Origin of the sequence: Paenibacillus sp. M-152 (assembly GCF_003856555.1) — a bacterium.
Classification (GTDB): domain Bacteria; phylum Bacillota; class Bacilli; order Paenibacillales; family Paenibacillaceae; genus Paenibacillus; species Paenibacillus polymyxa_C.
The window spans coordinates 2,589,174-2,610,883 of sequence record NZ_CP034141.1; the positions used below are offsets into that span (position 1 = coordinate 2,589,174).

Annotated in this window: 23 protein-coding genes and 1 pseudogene; 15 read left to right on the plus strand and 9 right to left on the minus strand. The window is 44.9% G+C overall.

Annotated elements, in window-relative coordinates; translation table 11 throughout:
* Positions 1–36: 36 nt before the first annotated feature.
* Positions 37–384: a hypothetical protein gene (locus tag EGM68_RS11595; RefSeq protein ID WP_064963646.1), complete on the minus strand. Its 348-nt coding sequence runs from the start codon at positions 382–384 to the stop codon at positions 37–39.
* Between the two features lie 370 nt (positions 385–754).
* Here EGM68_RS11595 and greA point away from each other — a divergent pair, with 370 nt between their 5' ends.
* Positions 755–1,234: a transcription elongation factor GreA gene (greA, locus tag EGM68_RS11600; protein ID WP_013371005.1), complete on the plus strand. Its 480-nt coding sequence runs from the start codon at positions 755–757 to the stop codon at positions 1,232–1,234.
* Between the two features lie 128 nt (positions 1,235–1,362).
* Here the strand turns inward: greA and EGM68_RS11605 are convergent, their stop codons facing one another.
* Together EGM68_RS11605 and EGM68_RS11610 are read right to left on the minus strand one after the other, a co-directional pair.
* Positions 1,363–1,902 carry a transcription repressor NadR gene (locus tag EGM68_RS11605; protein WP_013371006.1) on the minus strand — a complete coding sequence of 180 codons (540 nt, stop codon included), beginning with the start codon at positions 1,900–1,902 and terminating at the stop codon, positions 1,363–1,365.
* Positions 1,899–3,053 (minus strand): IscS subfamily cysteine desulfurase, encoded by a 1,155-nt coding sequence (locus EGM68_RS11610; RefSeq protein ID WP_129549212.1) that lies wholly within the window; start codon positions 3,051–3,053, stop codon positions 1,899–1,901. Before EGM68_RS11610 ends, EGM68_RS11605 begins: the two co-directional genes overlap by 4 nt.
* Positions 3,054–3,219: 166 nt before the next feature.
* On the opposite strand from EGM68_RS11610, the gene nadA reads away from it, so the two are divergent.
* The 5 genes from nadA (at position 3,220) to EGM68_RS11635 (ending at position 7,322) form a co-directional block, all read left to right on the plus strand.
* The gene (gene nadA, locus EGM68_RS11615) at positions 3,220–4,326 is read left to right on the plus strand and encodes a quinolinate synthase NadA (RefSeq protein WP_013371008.1); all 1,107 of its coding nucleotides are present in this window, start codon (positions 3,220–3,222) and stop codon (positions 4,324–4,326) included.
* A gap of 115 nt (positions 4,327–4,441) precedes the next feature.
* Positions 4,442–4,771 (plus strand): hypothetical protein, encoded by a 330-nt coding sequence (locus EGM68_RS11620; protein ID WP_240664155.1) that lies wholly within the window; start codon positions 4,442–4,444, stop codon positions 4,769–4,771.
* The gene (gene yidC, locus EGM68_RS11625; RefSeq protein ID WP_058712336.1) at positions 4,737–5,570 is read left to right on the plus strand and encodes a membrane protein insertase YidC; all 834 of its coding nucleotides are present in this window, start codon (positions 4,737–4,739) and stop codon (positions 5,568–5,570) included. The genes EGM68_RS11620 and yidC overlap by 35 nt, the downstream gene beginning before the upstream one ends.
* 195 nt (positions 5,571–5,765) lie before the next feature.
* Positions 5,766–6,542 carry a GNAT family N-acetyltransferase gene (locus tag EGM68_RS11630; RefSeq protein ID WP_129549213.1) on the plus strand — a complete coding sequence of 259 codons (777 nt, stop codon included), beginning with the start codon at positions 5,766–5,768 and terminating at the stop codon, positions 6,540–6,542.
* 108 nt (positions 6,543–6,650) lie between these two features.
* The gene (locus tag EGM68_RS11635; protein ID WP_129549214.1) at positions 6,651–7,322 is read left to right on the plus strand and encodes a phosphatase PAP2 family protein; all 672 of its coding nucleotides are present in this window, start codon (positions 6,651–6,653) and stop codon (positions 7,320–7,322) included.
* A 38-nt stretch (positions 7,323–7,360) separates the two neighbouring features.
* Here EGM68_RS11635 and EGM68_RS11640 read toward each other — a convergent pair whose 3' ends face one another.
* On the minus strand, positions 7,361–8,011 hold the full coding sequence (locus tag EGM68_RS11640; protein ID WP_129549215.1) for an undecaprenyl-diphosphatase: 651 nt from the start codon (positions 8,009–8,011) through the stop codon (positions 7,361–7,363).
* A 147-nt stretch (positions 8,012–8,158) separates the two neighbouring features.
* On the opposite strand from EGM68_RS11640, the gene EGM68_RS11645 reads away from it, so the two are divergent.
* Both EGM68_RS11645 and EGM68_RS11650 read left to right on the plus strand, forming a co-directional pair.
* A complete protein-coding gene (locus tag EGM68_RS11645; RefSeq protein WP_129549216.1) occupies positions 8,159–8,869 on the plus strand; it encodes a response regulator transcription factor in 711 nt (236 codons plus the stop codon).
* Positions 8,866–10,242 carry a sensor histidine kinase gene (locus tag EGM68_RS11650; RefSeq protein WP_129549217.1) on the plus strand — a complete coding sequence of 459 codons (1,377 nt, stop codon included), beginning with the start codon at positions 8,866–8,868 and terminating at the stop codon, positions 10,240–10,242. Before EGM68_RS11645 ends, EGM68_RS11650 begins: the two co-directional genes overlap by 4 nt.
* Before the next feature lie 81 nt (positions 10,243–10,323).
* Here EGM68_RS11650 and EGM68_RS11655 read toward each other — a convergent pair whose 3' ends face one another.
* A complete protein-coding gene (locus EGM68_RS11655) occupies positions 10,324–10,797 on the minus strand; it encodes a C40 family peptidase (RefSeq protein ID WP_129549218.1) in 474 nt (157 codons plus the stop codon).
* Between the two features lie 353 nt (positions 10,798–11,150).
* Here EGM68_RS11655 and EGM68_RS11660 point away from each other — a divergent pair, with 353 nt between their 5' ends.
* Entirely contained in the window at positions 11,151–12,167 is a 1,017-nt protein-coding gene (locus EGM68_RS11660; protein ID WP_058711075.1) for a glycosyltransferase family 4 protein, read from the plus strand.
* 23 nt (positions 12,168–12,190) lie between these two features.
* Positions 12,191–12,916 (plus strand): succinylglutamate desuccinylase/aspartoacylase family protein, encoded by a 726-nt coding sequence (locus tag EGM68_RS11665; RefSeq protein WP_129549219.1) that lies wholly within the window; start codon positions 12,191–12,193, stop codon positions 12,914–12,916.
* 128 nt (positions 12,917–13,044) lie between these two features.
* Here EGM68_RS11665 and EGM68_RS11670 read toward each other — a convergent pair whose 3' ends face one another.
* A complete protein-coding gene (locus EGM68_RS11670; RefSeq protein ID WP_058831343.1) occupies positions 13,045–14,388 on the minus strand; it encodes a sugar phosphate nucleotidyltransferase in 1,344 nt (447 codons plus the stop codon).
* 70 nt (positions 14,389–14,458) lie between these two features.
* Positions 14,459–15,295: a DUF6492 family protein gene (locus tag EGM68_RS11675; RefSeq protein WP_013371021.1), complete on the minus strand. Its 837-nt coding sequence runs from the start codon at positions 15,293–15,295 to the stop codon at positions 14,459–14,461.
* 209 nt (positions 15,296–15,504) lie between these two features.
* Between EGM68_RS11675 and EGM68_RS11680 the strand changes: the two genes are divergently transcribed.
* The 4 genes and pseudogenes from EGM68_RS11680 to EGM68_RS11690 all read left to right on the plus strand — a co-directional run bounded on the left by EGM68_RS11680 (position 15,505) and on the right by EGM68_RS11690 (position 18,142).
* A complete protein-coding gene (locus tag EGM68_RS11680; protein WP_025677866.1) occupies positions 15,505–16,368 on the plus strand; it encodes a YheC/YheD family protein in 864 nt (287 codons plus the stop codon).
* 95 nt (positions 16,369–16,463) lie between these two features.
* A pseudogene (locus EGM68_RS26060) lies at positions 16,464–16,601 on the plus strand (oxalate decarboxylase); the annotation flags it as partial.
* A gap of 33 nt (positions 16,602–16,634) precedes the next feature.
* The gene (locus EGM68_RS26065) at positions 16,635–16,985 is read left to right on the plus strand and encodes a cupin domain-containing protein (protein WP_240664156.1); all 351 of its coding nucleotides are present in this window, start codon (positions 16,635–16,637) and stop codon (positions 16,983–16,985) included.
* 377 nt (positions 16,986–17,362) lie between these two features.
* Positions 17,363–18,142 carry an ABC transporter ATP-binding protein gene (locus tag EGM68_RS11690; protein ID WP_058711079.1) on the plus strand — a complete coding sequence of 260 codons (780 nt, stop codon included), beginning with the start codon at positions 17,363–17,365 and terminating at the stop codon, positions 18,140–18,142.
* A gap of 16 nt (positions 18,143–18,158) precedes the next feature.
* Here the strand turns inward: EGM68_RS11690 and EGM68_RS11695 are convergent, their stop codons facing one another.
* Together EGM68_RS11695 and trhO are read right to left on the minus strand one after the other, a co-directional pair.
* A complete protein-coding gene (locus EGM68_RS11695; protein ID WP_129549220.1) occupies positions 18,159–19,085 on the minus strand; it encodes an AEC family transporter in 927 nt (308 codons plus the stop codon).
* 207 nt (positions 19,086–19,292) lie between these two features.
* Positions 19,293–20,186, minus strand: a complete 894-nt coding sequence (trhO, locus tag EGM68_RS11700) for an oxygen-dependent tRNA uridine(34) hydroxylase TrhO (RefSeq protein ID WP_058711081.1) — start codon at positions 20,184–20,186, stop codon at positions 19,293–19,295.
* Between the two features lie 210 nt (positions 20,187–20,396).
* Between trhO and EGM68_RS11705 the strand changes: the two genes are divergently transcribed.
* Positions 20,397–21,686, plus strand: a complete 1,290-nt coding sequence (locus EGM68_RS11705) for a glycoside hydrolase family 27 protein (protein WP_129549221.1) — start codon at positions 20,397–20,399, stop codon at positions 21,684–21,686.
* Positions 21,687–21,710 lie beyond the last annotated feature (24 nt).

The following is a 21,710-nucleotide window of genomic DNA, read 5'->3' on the forward strand; positions in this document are numbered from 1 at the left end:
AACTCACTCACTACAAATATCTCCTTTCGCCACCTCTTAAGTATTTATTTTTTGTGAAAAGGCTTGAATTACCTGATCCAACGTCATATTGCCGTTATCATTTAAAAATTTCACCATATTATCTACATTAGTAGGGGCAGATGCTAATGTTTTGTATTTTCCTGTGAGTCCTAAAAATAAAGTTGCTTGTCTGTATAAAGTCACGGAATCGACGTTTAGTTTTCCTGTTAGTAGGAGGGCTGCGACTAGGACCTCCACATTTTTTCCTTGAAGTGCTGAAAAGATAGCCGAATTACTGTTTAATCCATTTTTCTTTTGACCGTTAGGGGGGGATTTGGATTTGCGATTCCCGTTCCCGTTGCCATTCTTTCCTAAGGAAGCCATTGAATCTTCCTCCCGCCATACACTGCTCCTGCCTGGTTTTCATGAAATTTGGGACAAGGGCAGTGGCACTGCACGTGCTCATTAAAATACGTTATGATCATACGATATGCGAGCAAGAAAGCTTTGGTTACCATATGAATCACTGTGGCCGAAGGTAGCTGACTGCTAAATTCCTGAATTTCTTTTCGCATGTTGGTCCAATTTAGAGTAAACTACAATAAAGAAAGCTAAATGAGCATTTTGCATCAATTCCAGGAGCTTTATCCAATCAGCAATAGATGGACCCTAACGGTTTAGCTCGTATATATTGCACCTTCGAGTATTGAACTTGAATTATGCAAAGTGCTGAAATAGGAGTTGAAATAAGACCATGTCGAACGAAGAAGTATTGTTAACTAAAGAGGGATTAGCCAAGCTGGAGGAAGAGCTTAAGGAACTGAAGACGGTAAAACGCAAGGAGCTAGCCGAACGCCTCAAGTTGGCCATCAGCTATGGAGATCTGAAGGAAAATAGTGAATATCACTCAGCCAAGGACGATCAGGCGTTTATGGAAACACGGATCATGGTCTTGGAAAAAATGTTGACCAAAGCTCGGATAGTGGATGAAAGTAATCTGGACCTTAAAACGGTCAGTATCGGATCTACTGTTATTCTGAATGACATCGAATTTTCGGAGAAGGTGGAATACAAAGTTGTAAGTCCTGCGGAGGCAGATGTTCTGGACAACAAAATTTCCTATGAGAGCCCTTTAGGTAAGGCACTTTTGGGGAAAGAAGTGGGCAGTATCATTCATGTCGATGCACCCATGGCTGTAATCAAATATGAGCTGCTAGAAATTAAGCTCACTTAGTCCATTCCCGATTCCCTTTATAAGGGGGCCGGGATTTTTCATTCTTGCTATTTACATACCATCCCTGCGGAGTGCATTTGCACTCCACAAACTGGACAGGATTTTCATTACTTTGTATCGTATTAAGATTAATCTGTCATCAGGAAGCCGGCTTGCTCCAGTGCAGCACAGGCATCATTAATTTTATTTTCATCCGAGGCATGCAAGGTATGCAGGTGAATGCCTCCGGTCAGCTGGGACAAATAAGTGGCTTGGGTGGAACTGATCTTACGAATAAAATCGTCCACTTCTTTGCGAGTTCCGACCCGTATTGGAGCAGTCAGATCTCCATATACTGGATGTTCAACTATAACATCCTGCACACTGACACCGTAGTCCACAATCAGTTTTAATTCTTCTTCTGTTTGTTCAGGGCGGTGATTACACACAATAATACGAGAGGCTAAGGGAGCGACTTGAGCCGTAGGCTCCATATAAATGTATCCTTGACTCGTTGCAAGGATAGGCTCTTGGCTTGCTTTTAACAGGGAAATATCCTGTACAATTACTTGTCTGGAAACGGAGGACCTGCGTGCCAGTTCGCTCCCGGTCAGCGGTGATTCGCTTTTGAGCCACAATAGCAGCTGTTCGCGGCGATCCGTACCCGACCGTTTTGAAGATTCAGTCAACGGGATAAGCTCCTTTCTTGTTGATGCGTCAGGTCTGTCAAAATATCTACCAGTACATTCAATTCCTCGATGGTGGTTGTCCTGCCGAAAGAAATACGGATAAATTGTAAGGCTTCACGGCCGGATGCTCCAAGCGCCTGTAAGGCAGGGGAAGGATCGTGATGTCCGGCGGCACATGCGCTTCCGGTAGATATACAGACACCGCTGCGATTACACTCCAGCATAACATATTGTCCTTCGTAACCGTGAAAAAAACATCCTACAATATGATGCAGCACCGCTTTTTTTTCGCTTTCCTCTACGACCCAACGTAATGGAATCGATCTTTCCTGAATTTTCGTAATAAAGTATCTTCGCAGGGTAGCATACCGCTCCTGATGCATCTCCATCTGTTCGGTCATCATTTCTGCCGCTGCGACAAAGGCTGCAATCCCTGGAACATTAATCGTTCCGGGACGAAATCCGTTTTCATGCAGTGTATCAGGATATACCGGACGCCATGGGGTTCCGGGTTTGAGATATGCAGCACCGACACCTTTGGGGCCATACACTTTATGGCTTGATATAGAGAGTGCATCCACTCCCATGGCTTCTACATCTATGTGAACATTCCCAAATGTTTGTACCGCATCACTATGCAGCAAAATACCGCGTTCGTGGAGCAGGGGAGACAAGGCAGCAAGATCCTGAATCAGCCCTGTTTCCGAATTGGCGTGTTGTACCGATACAAGCCCGGTATTGTCTCTAAGGTGGGGGATAAGAACTTCACGGGTTATTCTTCCTTCCCGATCCGGTTGTACAATGGTCAGCTCATAGCCCTGATGTTCTAGAAAAGTAGCAAGATTATACATCGAGTGATGTTCCAAAGCGCTCATAATCCAATGCTTTTTGTGGGGCGGCAACCCGTTCAGGATCGATTGCACGACCAACATATTGGATTCTGTGCCCCCTGTTGTAAAATAGATGCCTTCCTTATGCCCGCCAATCATATTTGCCATTCGTTGCCTGCTGTAATCTAGTGTGTAGGCTGCTTGACCGCCTGCATCATGGAGACTGCTAGCATTTCCGAACATTTCCTTATTCATTACGCTATATATATGCAAAGCTTCGTCACACATGGGTGTGGAAGCGGCATAGTCCAAGTAAATCACAGCAAATCCTCCCCACTTAAAAATAATTCCATTCCAAAAACCCTTGAGATTATTGTAGGCATGTGTAAATATAAGTGTCAAGACACATGTAAATATGTTTGTACACATAGCGGTTATCTATTCGTGAGCGAGGGACAGTCAGCCGCAACGATATGGAGGGAATCTAATGTCTATGCTAGACGTTTTACAAGGAAATCGTGGACTTATGCCAGAGCATTATAAAACACAGACGGTTGCTGACATGGAGCAACGTGTAGCTGAGCTGAAACAAAAATGGGGCTCAAAGCTGCTCATTCCGGGCCATCACTATCAGAAAGACGAGGTTATCCAATTTGCTGATATCACAGGAGATTCGCTACAGCTCGCTCAAATGGCGGCACAAAATCAGGAAGCGGAGTTTATTGTGTTTTGTGGGGTTCATTTTATGGCGGAGACAGCGGATATGCTGACTACCGACCAGCAAACCGTTGTTCTGCCGGATATGCGCGCAGGCTGCTCGATGGCAGATATGGCTAACATGGAGCAGACGGAACGAGCGTGGAAGCATTTGCAGGAGTTGGTAGGCGATACGATCATTCCGTTAACGTATGTAAATTCCACCGCAGAGATCAAAGCCTTTGTAGGACGGCATGGCGGGGCTACTGTGACTTCTTCGAATGCGAAGCAGGTGCTGGCTTGGGCGCTGAAACAAAAGGAACGTATTTTATTTTTGCCGGATCAACATTTGGGACGCAATACAGCCCATGATCTTGGAATTCCGCTGGATGAAATGGCTGTATGGAATCCTATGACCGATCAGTTGGAGACTGAACGAAACCCGGAAACTGTGAAAATCATTTTATGGAAAGGGCACTGTTCAGTTCATGAAAAATTTACGGTAGATCACATTCGCAACGTCCGTGAACGTGATAAGAATATCCGGGTCATCGTTCATCCCGAATGCTCTCACGAGGTTGTACAGCTCGCAGATTGTGCTGGCTCCACCAAATTCATCATCGATACGATCCGTGCGGCAGAGCCGGGGACCCAATGGGCCGTTGGCACAGAGATGAATCTCGTGCAACGGATTAGACAGCAGTACCCTGAACAGCAGATTGAATCGCTCAATCCCGATATGTGTCCTTGTCTGACCATGAACCGGATCGATCTTCCGCATTTGCTGTGGGCAATGGAACAGATTGATCGGGGAGAGCCTGTGGGGGTCATTCGTGTGGATGCTCAGATCAGACAGGACGCTGTTCAGGCACTGAATCGTATGCTTGCTATACGTTAAGTTTTTATCGCAACGTAGAGCGGACTTTCTTGTTTGTGATCCAACCTCTATCTCTAATTAAAGATTAGTCGATTGTCCAGTTTCGTGCTATAATTGTAGCAACATACCGAAGGAGGTGAATCCCTTGTTTGAGCTTCAGGACCTACTCCCTTATTTGCTTACGATCGGCTTGCTGTGCACTGTGACTTATACGTATCTTGCTCATTTGCATGGCAGTGTAGCTGAATGCTGGGTCGAAGGCGGGCCCGTTCGCTCGCATGCTTCTCCGCTGATGCCGATATCTGCCCGCGGACAGGACATGCCTGTACGGCTAGCACGTCACATTCGGCGGAAAGAAGCGCCAGATGAAGATGCATCCGATTGTTCCCCCTTGTTGAATGATGGCACAGTCAATCAACGAGGAGGAACATATGAAACGATTCAAGGGATTCACTTTCTGGGGTAAACAAGAACGGATATTGGGTTTAATCGTAGCGTTGGCGGTGGTCATGCTGCTGTCTGGTTGTGGTGCGAATGCTGCGGAGATTAATGCACAGACACCTGGTTTTTTTAATCATTACGTGGTATTCCCACTTTCATGGCTGATTCAGCATTTGGCGCAATGGTTTGGTGGAAGCTTTGGGCTGGCGATCATGACTTTGACATTCATTGTCCGTCTGGCCTTACTGCCGCTAATGATGCGTCAAACGCGTGCCCAGCAGGGGATGAAGCGCAAGATGAGCGCTATGCAGCCCGACTTGGACCGAATTAAGAAGAAGTATGAGAATAAGAAAGACGCTACCAGTCAGCAAAGTATGCAGCAGGAAATGATGTCACTATACAAAGAGCATCAATTCAATCCACTCAATATCGGTTGTCTGCCTATTCTCATTCAGCTACCGATTTTAAGCGGGATGTATACTGCCATCCGACTCACGCCGGAGCTGGCGTCTCACTCCTTCTTATGGTTCCGGCTCGGACAGCCGGACTGGATTCTGGCAATTGTCGTTGCAGTTGTATACTTGGCACAGGCCAAGCTTTCTCAGCTACAGATGACGGCTGACCAGCGCAAGCAATTTGCTATCATGGGTTATCTTTCACCGATTATGATGGCGGTCTTTTCCTTCAACGCTCCTGCGGCTATGCCTTTATATTGGACCGTAAGCGGCACCTTTTTGTTGCTTCAATCGTTGTGGTTCCGCAAACGCTATCCAATCGAGGAAGCAGAGAACAAGATTAAGCTTGGTGAAGTCACGCCAACCTAATAAGAAGATGCTATTTGTTTGACATAGAATTGCGTTTGCAGTGTCTCATGTGTAATGACAGGATACTATTCGAGCCTATAAGGCTTAAATAGTGTCCTTTTTTTGTAGTTTTTTTCACTATTATTTCGCTTGCGGTTTTGTAATCATTATGAAATCCTTATATCATAAATATTCTTAAAAGTTAGGAGAGACTATATGGAAAATTCAACAACAACCACTGAATGGTATGAAAATCAAATAAGAGAAGACGGCTGTTTTTGCATGAGAAGCATGCAAAAAGCACCGGGATATGTACAAAAGCTGAATTGGACAGAAAAAGAATTCACTCAAGGTTTGACTTACATACAATTAAGAAAAGACAATAAACCAGTAGGATTCATTGAGTATGCATTGGGTGAACAAGCATGGAGAGCTGTTCATGCGGATGGATATCTAGTAATTCATTGCATCTGGATCGCTGTAACTGGTTTGGGGCTAGGTTCACAGCTTATTCAACGCTGCATTCAAGATGCTATTACGTTGGGGAAGAAGGGAGTGGCAGTTGTTACCAACATAGATACCTCCTGGGCACCAGGTCCCGAGATTTTTCTGAAAAACGGATTTCGGCATGTGGAGGATGCTCCATATTCTTTTCAGTTGTATGTTTACAAGCTTAATCAAGAGCATTCAGACCCTTATTTTCCTGATAATTGGGTTTTACGTCTGGATCGTTTTAGTGAGGGCTTAACCATTTTACGAACTCATCAATGCCCTTATCTGGAAATAGCCACGCACAATGTGATTGAAGCAGCTGAGACTGTGGGGATACAACCTGAAATCATTGATATACGAGATCGTTCACAATTGATGGAACTGTCCCCGACCCCGTATGGCGTATTTCATGTGATCTGTAATGGAGAATTGATTTCATATCACAGGATGACTCCTCGTTCTTTTGCCAAAAAGCTAACCATGCTTTATTCTAAAAGCTAATCTTTTCATGAAATGATACAAGAAAAGTGGGTAAAGTAAATACATAGACAATACGAATGCTACATTTTGCTTGATCAGGGGATGAAGATTATGGAGGATCTTTAAAAAATGAAGCAACTACCTACAAAGCTGCCAATTTCCGTGGCTCTGCTCACATGTATAGTATGTGCCCTCGGTTTTTGCTTAATTGCACTATGGGTCAGCGACCATCAAGTACGGCATTTTGACCACAAGATCATTACAGCTATTGGGCAACTGGAGTCGCCTGCCATGACACGTCTTATGAAATGTTTCACTATGATCGGCAGCGGGATTCCAGTAGTGATTATCATTTTAATTGCCATGTTCGTGCTATATAGCGTATTAGGACACCGCCGAGAATTGTTTTTTTTAGCGGTTGCTGTGCTGGGATCGGTGCTGCTGAATATGGTGTTAAAAATGCTATTTCAGCGTGCGAGACCTGAAATTAACCGTATTATTGAAGCGAATGGATACAGCTTTCCCAGCGGACATTCTATGACTGCTTTTAGCATGTATGCGGCTCTGACGTTTTTATTGTGGAAGCATGTTCCTTCCAGAAGAGGGCGTATCCTTCTTGTTGTGCTCAGTAGCCTGCTAATCCTAACGATCGGGGCAAGCCGTATTTATTTGGGCGTACATTATCCAAGTGATGTTGTGGGTGGCTATTTCATGAGTGGGTGCTGGATGGCAGCTTGCATTTGGTTCTACCAACGTTATGAAGAACGAATGCTATCCCTTCGTACCAAATCGACTGCATAATGAGCCGCATAGATGATGAGCTTAAAAAAGCAGACGCATTAGCGTCTGCTTTTGATTTGGACAGAGGAAGTGGATTTGGTCATCTTAGTTCTCGTCTGTGCTGCAGGTTTAAGTCCCAGCTTCTGCTCCCATTTTTCATACAAAATAATAGCCGCCTGCATAAAGATGCCTGGAAGCTTCCGACTGCGAATGAATTTATGAACACCAACTGCGCAACCTGCCCCAATAAGGGCGCCTGCCAAAATATCTGAAGGATAATGCACCCCGGTCCATACGCGGGATATTGCAATAAGCATAGCCAAGATAACCCACAGAACACGATATTTTTGATGATGAAGCCATAGAATTGCAGCCAGAGCAAAAGCTCCAAGTGCATGATTACTCGGAAATGAAGCATTTGGATCATGGTGAATAAGCTGAATGACAGAATGTCCAACAAAAGGCCGGTCTCTGTAAAACAAATGTCCAAGCCCCCAACTGATCATAAAACCGATACAAACCGTTATAACGGCTTCTAAAACCATCATCCGATGCGGCATTTTAAAGGTGAACCAGTATATCAGTAAGGCCACTCCGAATAAATACGGTGCATATTGCGCCAAGAAGCGCATGGTTCCATTCAAAAAGGCGAGGTGATCAGCCAGTTCATTGATCCAGTGAAACAAAGCAAAGTCTACATTAATTAACATGAATAAATTACTCCTTAACCTCAAAAAATTGAATTACAAAGTTATATTATAGAGCGACTATACGGATAAAAGCTTAAAATCAAATAAAAAATGAATGTTATGTGCATTGCTTATTAGTTTTTTCTATAGAAAATAGGTGGTTTTGCGATGGATAAGTCGGTGCTGGTCATTGATGATGAAGAGAAGATATCCAGATTGCTTCAGTTGGAGTTATCCCATGAAGGATATGTGGTTGAAATCGCACAAACGGGAAGAGAAGGGTTGGAAAAAGCATTAGCCCATACATGGGATATTATTATCCTGGATGTGATGCTGCCGGAGATAAACGGAGTTGAGGTGCTGAAGCAGATTCGAAAAGTGGACAATCATACCCCGATAATTATGGTCACTGCACGTAACACGACTCCTGACAAGGTCTCAGGTCTGGATGAAGGAGCTAATGATTACATTACAAAGCCTTTTGAAATTGAGGAGTTATTAGCGCGGATGCGGGCTAGTATGAGGAATCAATTGGAGCCGGCTACCGCTTCACCAAAAGAGGACAAGCAGCAATCCAAACTTCAGGTCGATAGCCTGGTGTTGGAACCCAAGACGCGATCTGTGGTGAGGGAAGGAAAACGTATCGAACTTACGCCCAAAGAATTTGATCTGCTTCTTTATCTGATGGAGCACAAAAATCAGGTATTGCATCGGGACCAAATGATTCAGGACGTGTGGGGGTTTGATTTTGTTGGTGATACGAATGTAGTAGATGTTTATATCCGATATGTTCGCAAAAAAATTGATCATGGATACAAAAAGAAACTGATTAAAACCGTGCGCGGCGTTGGGTACAGTATCCGGGAGGAAGACCATTGAAGCTGCGGACCAAAATTACCCTGCTTAGTTCTATTTTAGTGATGACGATTCTCCTGTTTGTGGATGTCACGGTTCATCTATTATTTGTCAAAATCGCTACTCGCAATGAAAGAGAAGTGCTACAAAATAAGTGGACTGAAATTATTTCCGAAACAGGACCTACGATGATTCTGAAAAATGCATGGGGGCCCAAGCTGAAAGATGAACTTTCGGGGGATACCATTCTGAGGGTATTTGATCAGCAATCTCGTCTTCTGTATGAAGTAAGCCGTCAGTCGCGCTTTAAGCTAGACGATATACGTTTTAACCTTTCTCAGAGCTCTCAACTGACGGATCTACAGAATCATAAAATTCTGATCATTCACCTTCCGGTGCTTTCCCCAGAAGGTAGTCAAAAGGGGACACTGGAGATTGTAGAAAAATGGGATGCGCTCGAAAACAATCTCGATATCTTAAATACAATTCTTATCACGTCGACTGTAGGAGCTATGTTGCTCAGTCTGGTGGGTAGCACGATTTTGGCGAATGCGATATTGCTGCCAATTTCCAGTAGTATTCAAACAATGCAGGAAATCGAAAGAAGCTTGAAATTCAAAAAAATTCCTGTCGGCAGTCACAATCAAGATGAATTGTCCCAAATGACCGCAACTTTTAACCTAATGGTGGAGAGATTGGAAGAAAGCTTTCAGAGCCAGCAGCAGTTTGTTTCCGATGCCTCACATGAGCTGAATACGACATTGATGATTATTGAGGGCTATGCCAACATGTTGCGGCGGTGGGGTACGCGTGACGAGGACATACGTAAGGAATCGATTGAATCGATCTATGAAGAAACTCAGCGAATGCGTACGATGACGCAGCAATTACTGACATTGGCCTCCTCACAGCAGCAAGCCCCCGAACCGTATGAGCCGGTAGAGCTGGTTGGTTGTTGTCAACAGGTAGTAGCACATCTCAAGCCTGTACATGAACGTCAAATTTCTATTTTTACAGAAGAAAAGGAAATTTGGCTGGATGCTAATCTTGCAAAAATCAAGCAGTTACTAGTCATCCTGCTGGATAATGCCTTAAAGTATAGCTCGGATGAAATCGAAATATGGATATCTACAGATGAAAAAGATGTCCACCTTCAGGTTAAGGATTACGGAATTGGCATTCCTGAGGGCGAGATCAAGCGTGTCTTTGAACGATTTTATCGGGTAGACAGCTCCAGACATCGTAAAACCGGAGGAACCGGACTGGGGTTGCCGATTGCCAAGACAATAACAGATGCTCACCAGGGTACGATACGCATGGAAAGCGTAGAAGGAGAAGGGACGGAGGTCATCGTTACGCTGCCTCAAAAACAACAGAAAAGGCTGTCCCTCCAGTAGACATCTCTACTCAGAGGAACAGCCTTTTTAATGTTAATTGTAAGTTAAGCATTCGGTGGATGGGAATCATCCAAAATGATCCTAAAGGACACGACGTGCTGTTGTGTAATGGGAGTTCCACCATCCCGAATTCAGTTTTGTAATCGTTACGCCACCTTTACCATACGTGTGCAGTATTTTCCCGTCTCCCATGTAAATGGCTACGTGATGAATTGGGGCATAGAAAAAGACCAAATCGCCTTTTTTAAGCTGACTACGCGGTACATAAGTGCCTACAGTTGACTGCTGTTTAGACGAACGTGGAAGCTTGATTCCATTTTGTGCAAAAACATACTGAGTGAACGAAGAGCAATCAAAAGAGCTTGTACTGCCTGCAGGAGCTCCATATTCATAACGGACGCCCATATACTGGGATCCTTTTGAAATAATCCGATCAGCTTTACTTGTCGAAGCGGCATGAGTGGTGTCTGATCCAACGACGAAGCTCCCAGCGCTCAGTGCCAAAGTCATCGTAAAGCAAATACCCATCCACAATTTTTTAGAAGTACGTTTCATATATAATTTCCTCCGTTATTCGTATTGTGTTGATGTCCTGAAATGACAATAACACAAATAAAATATCCGGAATTTACCACTCGTGGTTACAATCCTGTTACCCCAACGTTTTGCCCTGCTTTATTAGAAAACGATGAGAATTTTCTCCTTAACTTTGACTTGACAAATTAAATAAGCCCCCCTTATGGCTAGGCTCGTATGACAAAAAGCGACTTGCAGACGATTGGCACAAGCAATCATGCAAAACATACATACCTATATACTACAATTTATAACCTGTACGGGAGTATGCTCAGATTCCCGTTGACATCGTAAAGATTACACCGTATCTCCGGTCAGGAAGGGGAATTCATATGGCTTCAAGGCAGAGTAAAGCACTCAAAAACCGACCTTTAACCATTGTGCAGGTCATATCCAACTATCCCGATGCACAGCCTGTACCCTCCATCAAGGGCGGAACGGAAAAGGTTGTGCATGAATTAACAGAGGAATTAGTGAGACGAGGGCATCATGTATCTCTTTTTGCCGCCCGTGGGAGCAGGAGCAGCGCGCGATTGATTACTTATCCCAAGGGTTTGAAACATAGTCAGATCCCCCAATATGTACTTCGGCATATGCCTTCCGGTACACATATCATTCATGACCATACCTTTCGTTCTGCGGTGGCGCGTAGGAAGCTGCCTTGCTCATCATTGTGTACCGTTCATCTACCAGTGAAGAGGCACGGTAAAAACCCCGTATATGTCAGTAAAAGAGCACGCCAACTGATGGGCGGGGGCAAAGGATTTTATATTTATAACGGCATCAACACCCATGAATACGAGTTCAGCAGTGAGAAGCGAGGCTACTTGCTGTTTATGGGCAGAATCATACCGGATAAAGGTGTACTGCAGGCCATTCAGGTTGCAGAGCGAACAGGAAAAAGACTGCTTATTGCGGGTCCTATCAAAGCCCCTGTATTTTTTCGCCGAGAGATTCAAAAGCGAATTCAGCGCAATCCGAATATACGCTATGTGGGACCAGTTGGGGGTGATCGGAAACAGAAGCTGCTGAAACATGCAGAGTGTCTGTTGTTTCCATCACTGTGGGAAGAGCCGTTCGGACTCGTAATGGTAGAGGCCATGGCTTGTGGAACACCGGTGCTGGCACTAAAAAATGGCTCCGTTCCCGAGGTGCTATCAGGCTTTCCACAGTTGATTTGCAAATCAGTTGGCCAAATGGCACGTAAGGCACAGCAAAAAAATTACCCGTCACCCGCGCAGCTTCGATTGTATGTTAACCAAAGATTTACCAACAAACAGATGACCAGCAACTATTTGAGACTATACCGTGAAATCATCCGTCGGCGAGAACAGAAGAGAGGACACTGAAAGCCTATACGGAGGTGAAGAGGATGCAGGTCAATCGATATATGCTTGGGAAGGGATCTTCTTGGGCGACTCCTTATTATGTAGCCATAGAGGGACAGAAAGGCCCGTGTGCGATGGTGGTTGCAGGCATACATGGTAATGAAATAGCAAGTATACGTGCGGCTGAGAAACTGGTAAAGCTTTTGAATGAGCAAAAACTGAGATTCAGCCATGGCAAACTTATTATTGTGCCAATTGTGAATCAAGAGGCTTACCGCAAGCGGATCAGAGGAAAACCTGATCTGAATCGAACCTTTCCGCGCCAGAAAAAGCAGGCGGCAACACATCCACTTTCCGCTGCTTTATTTAAACTAACACAAAAGCATCACCCTGAATGGTATCTCGATTTGCATGAGGCGAATGGATTATCACAAAAGGATGCCAAGGTGCTTGGTCAAACGCTGATCTCCAATAAAGGCAACCCGGTAATTCCCACGACGCGCCGGATTATTAAGCGAATGAATCGCTCGATCAAGGTGAAAGACCGCCATTTCAACATGCGGCTGCATGAGCTCCCAGGTTCCTCTCGTACCGCTGCAGCCCGTATTTTAGGGGCACGTGCAGTAACCGTGGAAACGGGGTGGAGCCTGTCCCAGAAAGTACGCATACACTATCAGATGAAGATTGTGCAGCACTTTTTAAGAGAGGCCGGGATAGTTAAGGCCAACAAGGTTTATTTATCTGGCAAGGTTAAAACGGTTACTTTATGAAATGTAATGTTACAAAAAAAGTCGCTTCATGAGCAAGGGATCTTACTCACCTTGCTCAAGAGCGATTTTTTTGATGTGTGATTTTCGTGCAAAAATCCTATCTGTTTAGATGCTATAACTCTGTGTTGTCAGGAATCGGATTTATAGAAGGCGCTCACCAAACTGTGACCCAGGCGCACCTCGATCAGTTCCAGTGCGGTATCCAGATCTGCGCGGATCGTGTGATACGTATCCACTGGAATGCTAAATACAGAGCCGCTTGCCGCAGCAAAGCGTTCTCCGTTCAGCATAACCTCTCCCCGGCCGGACACGATCGTCCATACTTTAAGTCCGCTGCCGTGAATACGTCCATTCAAGCGATGATCTGGCAACACCGTCAGTCGTATGGCTAAGATGTCGTTCGGACTCCGGTGATCAAACTCGTCCAGCACCCGGTAACTGCCCCAAGAGGTTTCACCATGCATGGGGTGAAGTTGGAGGTTGCCTAGCTGCTCCTTGATCGCGTGAGCATGGCTTTTGGACGCAATGAGAATACCGTCAGGGCTTGCAGCAGCAATAATATCCTCCACGCCAATGACATGAAGTGGATAGGGCAGCTCATTCACGATGTGTGTGCCGTGAGTCTGACCACTGATTTGTCCACGTCCGATCACTTGGCTTCCTATCTGCTCTGTTAAGGCCTGCCAGTTGCCGATGTCGTGCCATTCGCCCTCGTAAGGCAGGACAACGGCCCGTTCAGTACGCTCCGCAATCTCCTTATCGAAACTGCGAACCGGGAGGCTATCATATATTGTGTACAGTTCTTCATCGTTCAGCGGCAATTGAATTTGCTCCATGCAGGACAGCATATACCGTAACGTAAAAGCGTAAATACCGCAGTTCCACAGCGCGCCTTGGTTAATAAGCTGCTGCGCCCTAGAGAGAGCCGGCTTTTCAGTGAAGCGAGCAACTTGTGCATAAGCCGATTTCCCTTCCTGCCTCATTTGCAGATCTGGAACAATATATCCATATTGGTCGGAGGCATGGGTAGGCCTTGTCCCAAGCATAGCCAGATCGGCTCCGCTCTCGAGCAATAGACCGGAGAGCGCTGCTATGCTGTGGAAGAAGTCGTCGCCTGCGAACATATCTGCTGGAGCAATACAGAGAACTTCATCCAGCCCCATGCCTCTGGTGTGAAAATAAGCAGCAGCGAGTGCGGCAGCTGTGAAGGTTCCCCGTTTGGCAGGCTCGCCAAGAACGGGCAGACGACCTTCAGTATGGCGAAATGCTAGATTTACCTGACTCCGATGAGCCAGAAGCAGGGCAGAGGAATCTAGCCCGGCTAAGGTAAGCTGACGATACACCCGGCCAAGCATAGATTCCTGCTGCCCATCAGGAGCGGGTAACAACCGGAGAAACAGCTTTGACCGAATATCGTTGGACAATGGCCACAGCCGTTTTCCGGCACCACCGCATAACAATACGATGCGCACGGACGTTTCCTCCTTCAATGCAGATCCATTTGGATTGCATCAACAATTGCGGGATTTTCTATTTTAGGAACTATTTCAATGCAGATTGAATCTTTGTTTTTGGAGCTAGCTGGTATACTTTGCGTTGATGAAAAGATAAGGAGCGGTAGCTTTGGGCGTAGAGATCCAATTGTTTTGGTGACAGCGAAGAAGCACGACTATGAAGCGCTTTATTCAATGACTTGCGCAAAATCATCCGAGAGGGCTGATTGCTGTATAGATAGTTGGCATACGTTTCATATTCGGAAAATCCAAACTGTTTTGTCCGGTCTATACTTTGAATAATGGCGTTGTACCAAGGTTCCCCATGTCTGGTCTCAATAACTTGCTTGAGCTGGGCGAGCCGTGTTTTTTCAAAAAGCATATAGTGAGTGACAAAGGACTTTGGTGAGGGAGCTTTAGCACCCATCAGCTTACGGTAAGTGCGAAAGTACTCAGGTTGACTCCAGCTGCGATAGTAAAAAATTGTTTTCCCGTCTTTACGGAACGTATGTGGACGAATCAAAATGGTGTCCGCGTCTATGACGAGAAAAAAAGACGATTTACTGATTTTGTCGCCATTCATTTTGAGCAATTGCTGATACAGCCAGCCTGATCGATCCCAGCGCGTTGTTCCGTAACGAATATGCTTTTTAGTGATGGGCAACACCGTTTTTTCGTCTATAAATGTACACTTCTTGTTGGCACATAGACGGCGAAGTTTGGTGCTTTGCGGTGAAACGATATAAATGGTTGCAATTCGGTGCTGCACGTGACGGCGCAGACTGTCAATTACTAGTGGTAGTGTCGCCAGATCTTTTTCAATTGCGGGGATCAGAACATCGATTGAGAGGGAACCCTTTTGTGGCTCATCGGATTGCGCAGACATGTTATTCACTCCCTATACGTGTAAATATACGCTACCGGTACCTTATATTATTGTATGCCTGGACAGGCGCTTTCGACCGGGCAAGGCCAACTGTCTAATTCTATGTAGAAGAGGGCGAATGGAGCTTCGAATGGGGATTTGGCGCATACGATAGATTGATCTTTTTTAACAGGAGCGTTCTACCCTGAGAGTAGAGAGGAGAGGGGCAAGTGAATTCTTCACAAGCGCAGGCGTTGCGCAGCAAATGGCATAAAACCCAATTGTTGCTCCAGCATGGCAGCATCAAGCCTTTTGTACCTGAAACTCGTAAATACAGCAAAGCAAATGTAAAATCAATGCTCGAAAAATATGGTATGGTCTATGTAAAGCCTGAGCGAGGTACCTTTGGCAAAGGTGTGATGAAAGTCGAACAAGAGGCAGGTCAGCGTTTTGCCTACCAATATGAGGAAAAGCGTCTGGAATTCAAACATTTGGATGCACTAATCACCAGCTTATCGAAACACACGGGGAAAAAAAGTTATCTCATTCAAAAGGGAATCCATTTACTGCGCCATCAAAATCGTTATTTTGATATCCGGATCATGGTGCAGCGTAATGCAAAAGGGTCATGGGAATCTACCGGAATTATTGGACGCTTGGGTCATCCCCGTAAAATCGTGACCAATTATCATAGTGGTGGTAAGCCGATGGCCTTAGAACAACTACTGAAATCCCATTTATCGCAAAGTAAGCAGGCTGAGCTGGTCAAGAAGCTCAATGAACTAGGGATTACCATCGCCACACAACTACAAAAAACATATCCGAAATTCCGGCAAATTGGTGTGGACATTGGATTGGATCATCGCTTTATCCCGTGGATCATTGAGGTGAACACGAAGCCAGACCCATATATATTTAACCAATTGACAGATAAGTCTATGTACCGAAAAGTAATAAGCTATTGGCGACTGGCTAATGAAAAAAAGAAAGTTGCAGTCCCAAGCAAGGATAAGAAGAATAACAACAAGAATAAAGATAAAATTGCAAATAAAGTTGATCATACAAATAAAGAACCTAAATCAAAAAAAGGATGAATTGTTTATGATTCATCCTTTTTTTTCTTGCCTGTTTATCCTAATCCTAACCGCGAGGTGGCGACTCGGACATTCACGGTACTTCCTATGTCGTTATTTTTAACCCCGGTGATGTATGGTATTTTCCGCGTGGTTATGGTCACTCTATTCAAGGCCTTTGTCCTGGAGAATGTCATTTTATCCTGATTTTCGATAATGGTGATTTTTCGGAGGACCATACGTTCAGCATTACTGATTTTATCGCTCAGACTCCCGCGGATGTTGTCATGCAAAATCTCGGACTTGCAGCCGACGAGCTGGCTCTTTTGCCAAAGAAGGAAGCTTATTTTGCAAAAGGACCTGTCCCATCTATCGCATCTTATGATGCATATCCGCGCGCTTCTTCCGATCTAATTACTAAACACCGCTATCCTTTAATGGCCAAACAGCCCAGATTGGCACCGGGTGGAGGGACTCAGCGGACCGTTACAGTAGTAGATTTCCCTATTTCTTCGACGATGGCAGGATCTGTGATTGAATTAGAGCCAGGCGGATTGCGAGAAATGCACTGGCATCCCAATGCGGATGAATGGCAATATTATTTGGACGGAGTGGTCATTACGAGGCCATTGATTTGAGTGAGTGGATGGCTGGCAACCCTGTTGATGTATTGGCAACAAATCTGAGCCTGCCTCGGGAAATAGCGCATAACTGCCTCATAAATCAGTCTTCATCGCCCCAAAATCTTAAATCTTAAATCTTAAATCTTAAATCTTAAATCATAAAGCAACTAAAATGCCCGCTTATGCTACCTTATTCCAGTTAGCCTAAGCGGGCTATTGAACTTGATTCTGTTTATATTACTTTTGTAGAAAGTAATAGAGTGAATTTAAAATTGAACAACCTGCAACCCTGTGCTATTCTTATACGAAAGTGAAGATTAATGTAGTAAAAGTTATATTTTATTATGCTTATAAACATCTGATGATACGATGAATAGAAGGGATGTGCAGCCATGAATTCTGTCATTGAACTTAACAATGTAAGCTGGAAGAGAGATAACCGTACCATACTGGATCAAATCAATTGGCAGGTAGCTGAGGGAGAGCACTGGGCTGTACTCGGCTTGAATGGATCAGGCAAAACAACGATGCTCAATATGATTAATGGTTACATATGGCCAACCACAGGTAGTGTCGGTGTATTGGGTCATACTTTTGGGGATGTAGATTTGAGGGAATTACGCAAATCTATTGGTTGGGTCAGTTCCTCTTTACAGGAAAGAATTAATGGAAGCCAGCGCACGCAGGATGTTGTCATTAGCGGCAAATTTGCTTCCATTGGACTGTATGATCAGACGACGGATACAGATGATAAACAGGCTGTTCAGCTTATGACCCAACTGGGCTGTGCTCATCTCGTAGATCGGTTGTATCAGGGATGCTCACAGGGAGAAAAGCAAAAAGTGCTTATTGCTCGCGCGTTAATGGCCTCGCCCAAGCTGCTGATTTTGGACGAGGCGTGTAATGGGTTGGATTTTTTTTCTAGAGAAGCATTACTGGATAGCGTTCGTCAGCTGTCCGAGACGCCGGGTGCTCCAAATTTATTATATGTTACACACCATATCGAAGAAATTCTACCCATGTACACACATACGATTCTGATTCGTCGGGGTACGGTGTTTGCCAAAGGTAAAACGACAGATATCCTGAGCAGTGAAACGCTCAGTGCTTTTTTTGAAACACCTGTGCAAGTAGACTGGAGACAGGATCGTGCATGGCTCTCTATGGTATAGAGAGCCTTTTGTCTGTCTAACCTGCTACCAGCATAATCAGAATGGGCAAAATCAGGAATGAAGCAAGCGTGCTCCACAAGATGCAGGTAGAAACCAGTTTTGGCGATGCATTAAATTTTTCGGCTAAAATGACTGCATTCACAGCCACTGGCATCGAGGCCAGAATGAAGAGAACGGAGAACAAAAGTCCTGAAATTCCCAGTATCAGCATGGCAAGACAAGCCGCAAGCGGGGAGAGCAGAAGTCGAATTATCAGTCCTGCGTAGCTGGCTTTTTTAATAGATGGCTCCAGCCTGAATATTTTTACATAAGCCATCTGGGTACCGAGAATCGCCAGCACGACCGGAGAATAGGCGGCTGCAATCATCGAGACACCTGATTGAATGCCAGAGGGTAGATGCCAATCCAGTGCTCGAAGTCCCAGTGCGAGAAGAGCCGCATAGATCGCAGGGAGAGAAAATACTGACTTCACGGCACTTTGAACAGAAAATTCAGAGCGGGCTGCAAAGTATACACCAATGGTATTGACCATAATCATCTGGATGACGACATATACGGAGGCTTTATCCAGGCCAAGCTGTCCAAAAGCAAGTAAAATAAGCGGCAACCCATAATTTGCACTATTAGTCAGTGTGGAGATTAAGGTGAGTCCCGCCGTTTCCGGGGGGCTCAGCCTGAAGATTTTCCCCGCTAATTGTGCAATTCCCCATAAAAGCAGCAGGTTCAGTAATGAAAAAGCGGCTGTCAGTGCCACATCATGCCAGGAAAGCTGTGCCTTGAGCAGTGTGTCCAGAATCATGGCGGGACTTAAAAAATATAAGTATAAAGTCGAGAGCGGTTTTGTTTCCAGCTTCATGAATTTGCCGAGTAAAAATCCGGCAATTACCGGAATGGACAGCGGAACGATAACGGATAAAAGAGTTGAAAGTACGATTTGAACCATGAATTCCACTCATCCTTTCTGTAATGACATTTTCCATTATAAGGCGCTACTTTCGAACCCGTCCAAGATGGATAAACAATTAAGGTTATAGGTATATGCTATGAAGCTTAGATCACTTATTCTGAAAATAACAAAAGGGATGTCCACAGCCATGTTAAACGGCTAATAGGAACATCCCTTTTATATGAAACCGAGTATTCTGAAGGTTTATGCAGAAGCCATAGTTTCCGCTTTAGTTCGGCAATCGTCAGAGCAATAGTGTTGATGCTGTTCTTCGCAATCTGGACACACGATATGTTGGAGATTGCACACGGGGCAGTTAATATAATGATCGTTTGTTGTTTCACAGTGGTAGCAATTACCAACAACAACGTCTTCATCTGTATGGTTGATTCGAACCGAAATTCGTTCGTCAAATACATAGCACTTACCGTCAAACAAACGTCCTTGTACTTCTGGGTCCTTGCTGTAAGTCACAATGCCGCCATCCAACTGAGCTACATCGTTAAAGCCTTCTTTAATCAGCAGACCAGACAGCTTTTCGCAACGAATACCTCCGGTACAGTATGTTAGGATTTTTTTATCCTTGAACCCAGTCATATTATCGCGAATCCATTGTGGAAATTCACGGAATGATTCAACTTCGGGGCGAATAGCTCCGCGGAAATGACCGATGTCATATTCGTAGTCGTTACGTCCGTCCAGAACCACGACATTTTCATCTTGGAGCTGTTCATAAAACTCCTTTGGTGATAGACGCTTGCCGCTAATTACATTAGGGTCCAGCTCGTCCTCATGACGTAGCGTAACCAGCTCCTGACGATGGCGTACAAATATTTTCTTGAACGCATGACCGTCAGACTCATCTATTTTAATAACGATATCGTGGAATTTCGGATTAGCGCGCAAATCACGGATATACTGCTCCGTTTGCTCTACTGTACCGGACAGTGTTCCGTTGATTCCTTCCTCAGCAATCAAGATTCTTCCCTTGACGCCCAACTCCTTGCAGTAAGCCAGATGCTCTGCCGTAAAGGTGGCAGGATCTTCAATATTGACATATTTGTAAAACAACAAAATTCGATAAGCATGTTCACACATGTAAAATCACCCTCTGATTCAAGTCAAAGTTTTTTAACAAGCAAGTTTAAATGTACCACATTCTTTAAGTTAGTCAACATAAATGTTTAAAAAGTGGAAACGGAAAAGATGACGAGCGACAAAAGTAAGGGGTTACATTATAATGGTATTGTGGGGTTGATGAGATTCGCAGTAACAGGTTGAGGTCTAGCAGATGAAAGGATGAATTCAATGAAACATCATTTGACAGCGCATACACCACCTATGGGGTGGAATAGCTGGGATTGCTACGGTGCAGCAGTACGGGAAGAGGAAGTGCGAGGAAATGCTCAATATATGGCGGAGCACCTGAAGGAATATGGTTGGGAATATGTTGTGGTGGATATTCAGTGGTATGAGTCAGGAGCAGTATCTTCACAGTATCGCCCGTTTGTCCCATTGGAAATGGATTCATATTCACGTCTTATTCCAGCGGTGAATCGTTTTCCTTCGGCAGCAGATGGACGCGGCTTCCAAGCTCTTGCGGAATATGTACACGGTCTGGGATTAAAATTTGGGATACATATTATGAGAGGCATCTCCCGCCAGGCGGTTCATCAGGATACTCCGATTTTAGGAACTACAGCTACAGCCAGACAAATTGCACTTCCTAACTCTATTTGTCCTTGGAACACAGATATGTATGGGGTAGATGCTTCCAAGGAAGGCGCACAGGAGTATTATAATTCGTTATTTGACCTGTATGCGGAATGGGGTGTGGATTTTGTCAAAGTAGATGACATTGCTGCATCACGTCTCTATGGTATTCATTTGGCGGAAATTGAATTGATTGAGCGGGCTATCGCCCAATGCGGACGTCCGATGGTGTTGAGTCTATCGCCTGGTCCCGCACCGCTGGAGCATGCATCTGATTTAATCGCAAACGCGAATATGTGGCGTATGACTGATGACTTCTGGGATGTATGGCCTTTACTGTATGGTATGCTTGAGCGCTGCGAGAAATGGGCGGAACATGTAGGTCCAGGTCACTGGCCGGATTGCGACATGTTGCCACTGGGCCATCTGGGTATTCGTTCGGTAGATTCAGTAGATTCCGGCAGTCATGATCGATGGACACGCTTTACGAAGGATGAGCAGCTGACAATGATGACCTTATGGAGCATTTTCCGGTCTCCACTGATGTTTGGGGGAGAACTGCGTGATAATGACGAATGGACACTTTCATTGCTGACGAACAAAGAAGTGCTCGATGTTCATCACAACGGTGTGAATGCGCGACAGGTCTACAGAAAGGATGAACATATCGTTTGGACTTCTCACAACGAGGAAGGTCACGTATATGCGGCTTTATTTAATGCTGGAGATGAAGCTTCCACAGTCCGTGTGTCCTTACAGGAGCTTGGAATTGAAGGGCAGGCAAGTGCCAGAGACTTATGGAACCATGTGGATTTAGGTGATATAGTGCAGGAACTGTCTGCAGATTTACCCCCTCATGGAGCTGCACTATTCATTATAAAATAACAGGATGTTAGGAAGGATCTAAGC

Coding starts and splice junctions, on each gene's coding strand:
- EGM68_RS11595 (WP_064963646.1), bottom strand. CDS start 384: ATGGCTTCCTTAGGAAAGAATGGCAACGGGAACGGGAATCGCAAATCC.
- greA (WP_013371005.1), top strand. CDS start 755: ATGTCGAACGAAGAAGTATTGTTAACTAAAGAGGGATTAGCCAAGCTG.
- nadA (WP_013371008.1), top strand. CDS start 3,220: ATGTCTATGCTAGACGTTTTACAAGGAAATCGTGGACTTATGCCAGAG.
- yidC (WP_058712336.1), top strand. CDS start 4,737: ATGAAACGATTCAAGGGATTCACTTTCTGGGGTAAACAAGAACGGATA.
- EGM68_RS11630 (WP_129549213.1), top strand. CDS start 5,766: ATGGAAAATTCAACAACAACCACTGAATGGTATGAAAATCAAATAAGA.
- EGM68_RS11635 (WP_129549214.1), top strand. CDS start 6,651: ATGAAGCAACTACCTACAAAGCTGCCAATTTCCGTGGCTCTGCTCACA.
- EGM68_RS11640 (WP_129549215.1), bottom strand. CDS start 8,011: ATGTTAATTAATGTAGACTTTGCTTTGTTTCACTGGATCAATGAACTG.
- EGM68_RS11645 (WP_129549216.1), top strand. CDS start 8,159: ATGGATAAGTCGGTGCTGGTCATTGATGATGAAGAGAAGATATCCAGA.
- EGM68_RS11655 (WP_129549218.1), bottom strand. CDS start 10,797: ATGAAACGTACTTCTAAAAAATTGTGGATGGGTATTTGCTTTACGATG.
- EGM68_RS11660 (WP_058711075.1), top strand. CDS start 11,151: ATGGCTTCAAGGCAGAGTAAAGCACTCAAAAACCGACCTTTAACCATT.
- EGM68_RS11665 (WP_129549219.1), top strand. CDS start 12,191: ATGCAGGTCAATCGATATATGCTTGGGAAGGGATCTTCTTGGGCGACT.
- EGM68_RS11675 (WP_013371021.1), bottom strand. CDS start 15,295: ATGTCTGCGCAATCCGATGAGCCACAAAAGGGTTCCCTCTCAATCGAT.
- EGM68_RS26065 (WP_240664156.1), top strand. CDS start 16,635: ATGCAAAATCTCGGACTTGCAGCCGACGAGCTGGCTCTTTTGCCAAAG.
- EGM68_RS11690 (WP_058711079.1), top strand. CDS start 17,363: ATGAATTCTGTCATTGAACTTAACAATGTAAGCTGGAAGAGAGATAAC.
- EGM68_RS11695 (WP_129549220.1), bottom strand. CDS start 19,085: ATGGTTCAAATCGTACTTTCAACTCTTTTATCCGTTATCGTTCCGCTG.
- trhO (WP_058711081.1), bottom strand. CDS start 20,186: ATGTGTGAACATGCTTATCGAATTTTGTTGTTTTACAAATATGTCAAT.
- EGM68_RS11705 (WP_129549221.1), top strand. CDS start 20,397: ATGAAACATCATTTGACAGCGCATACACCACCTATGGGGTGGAATAGC.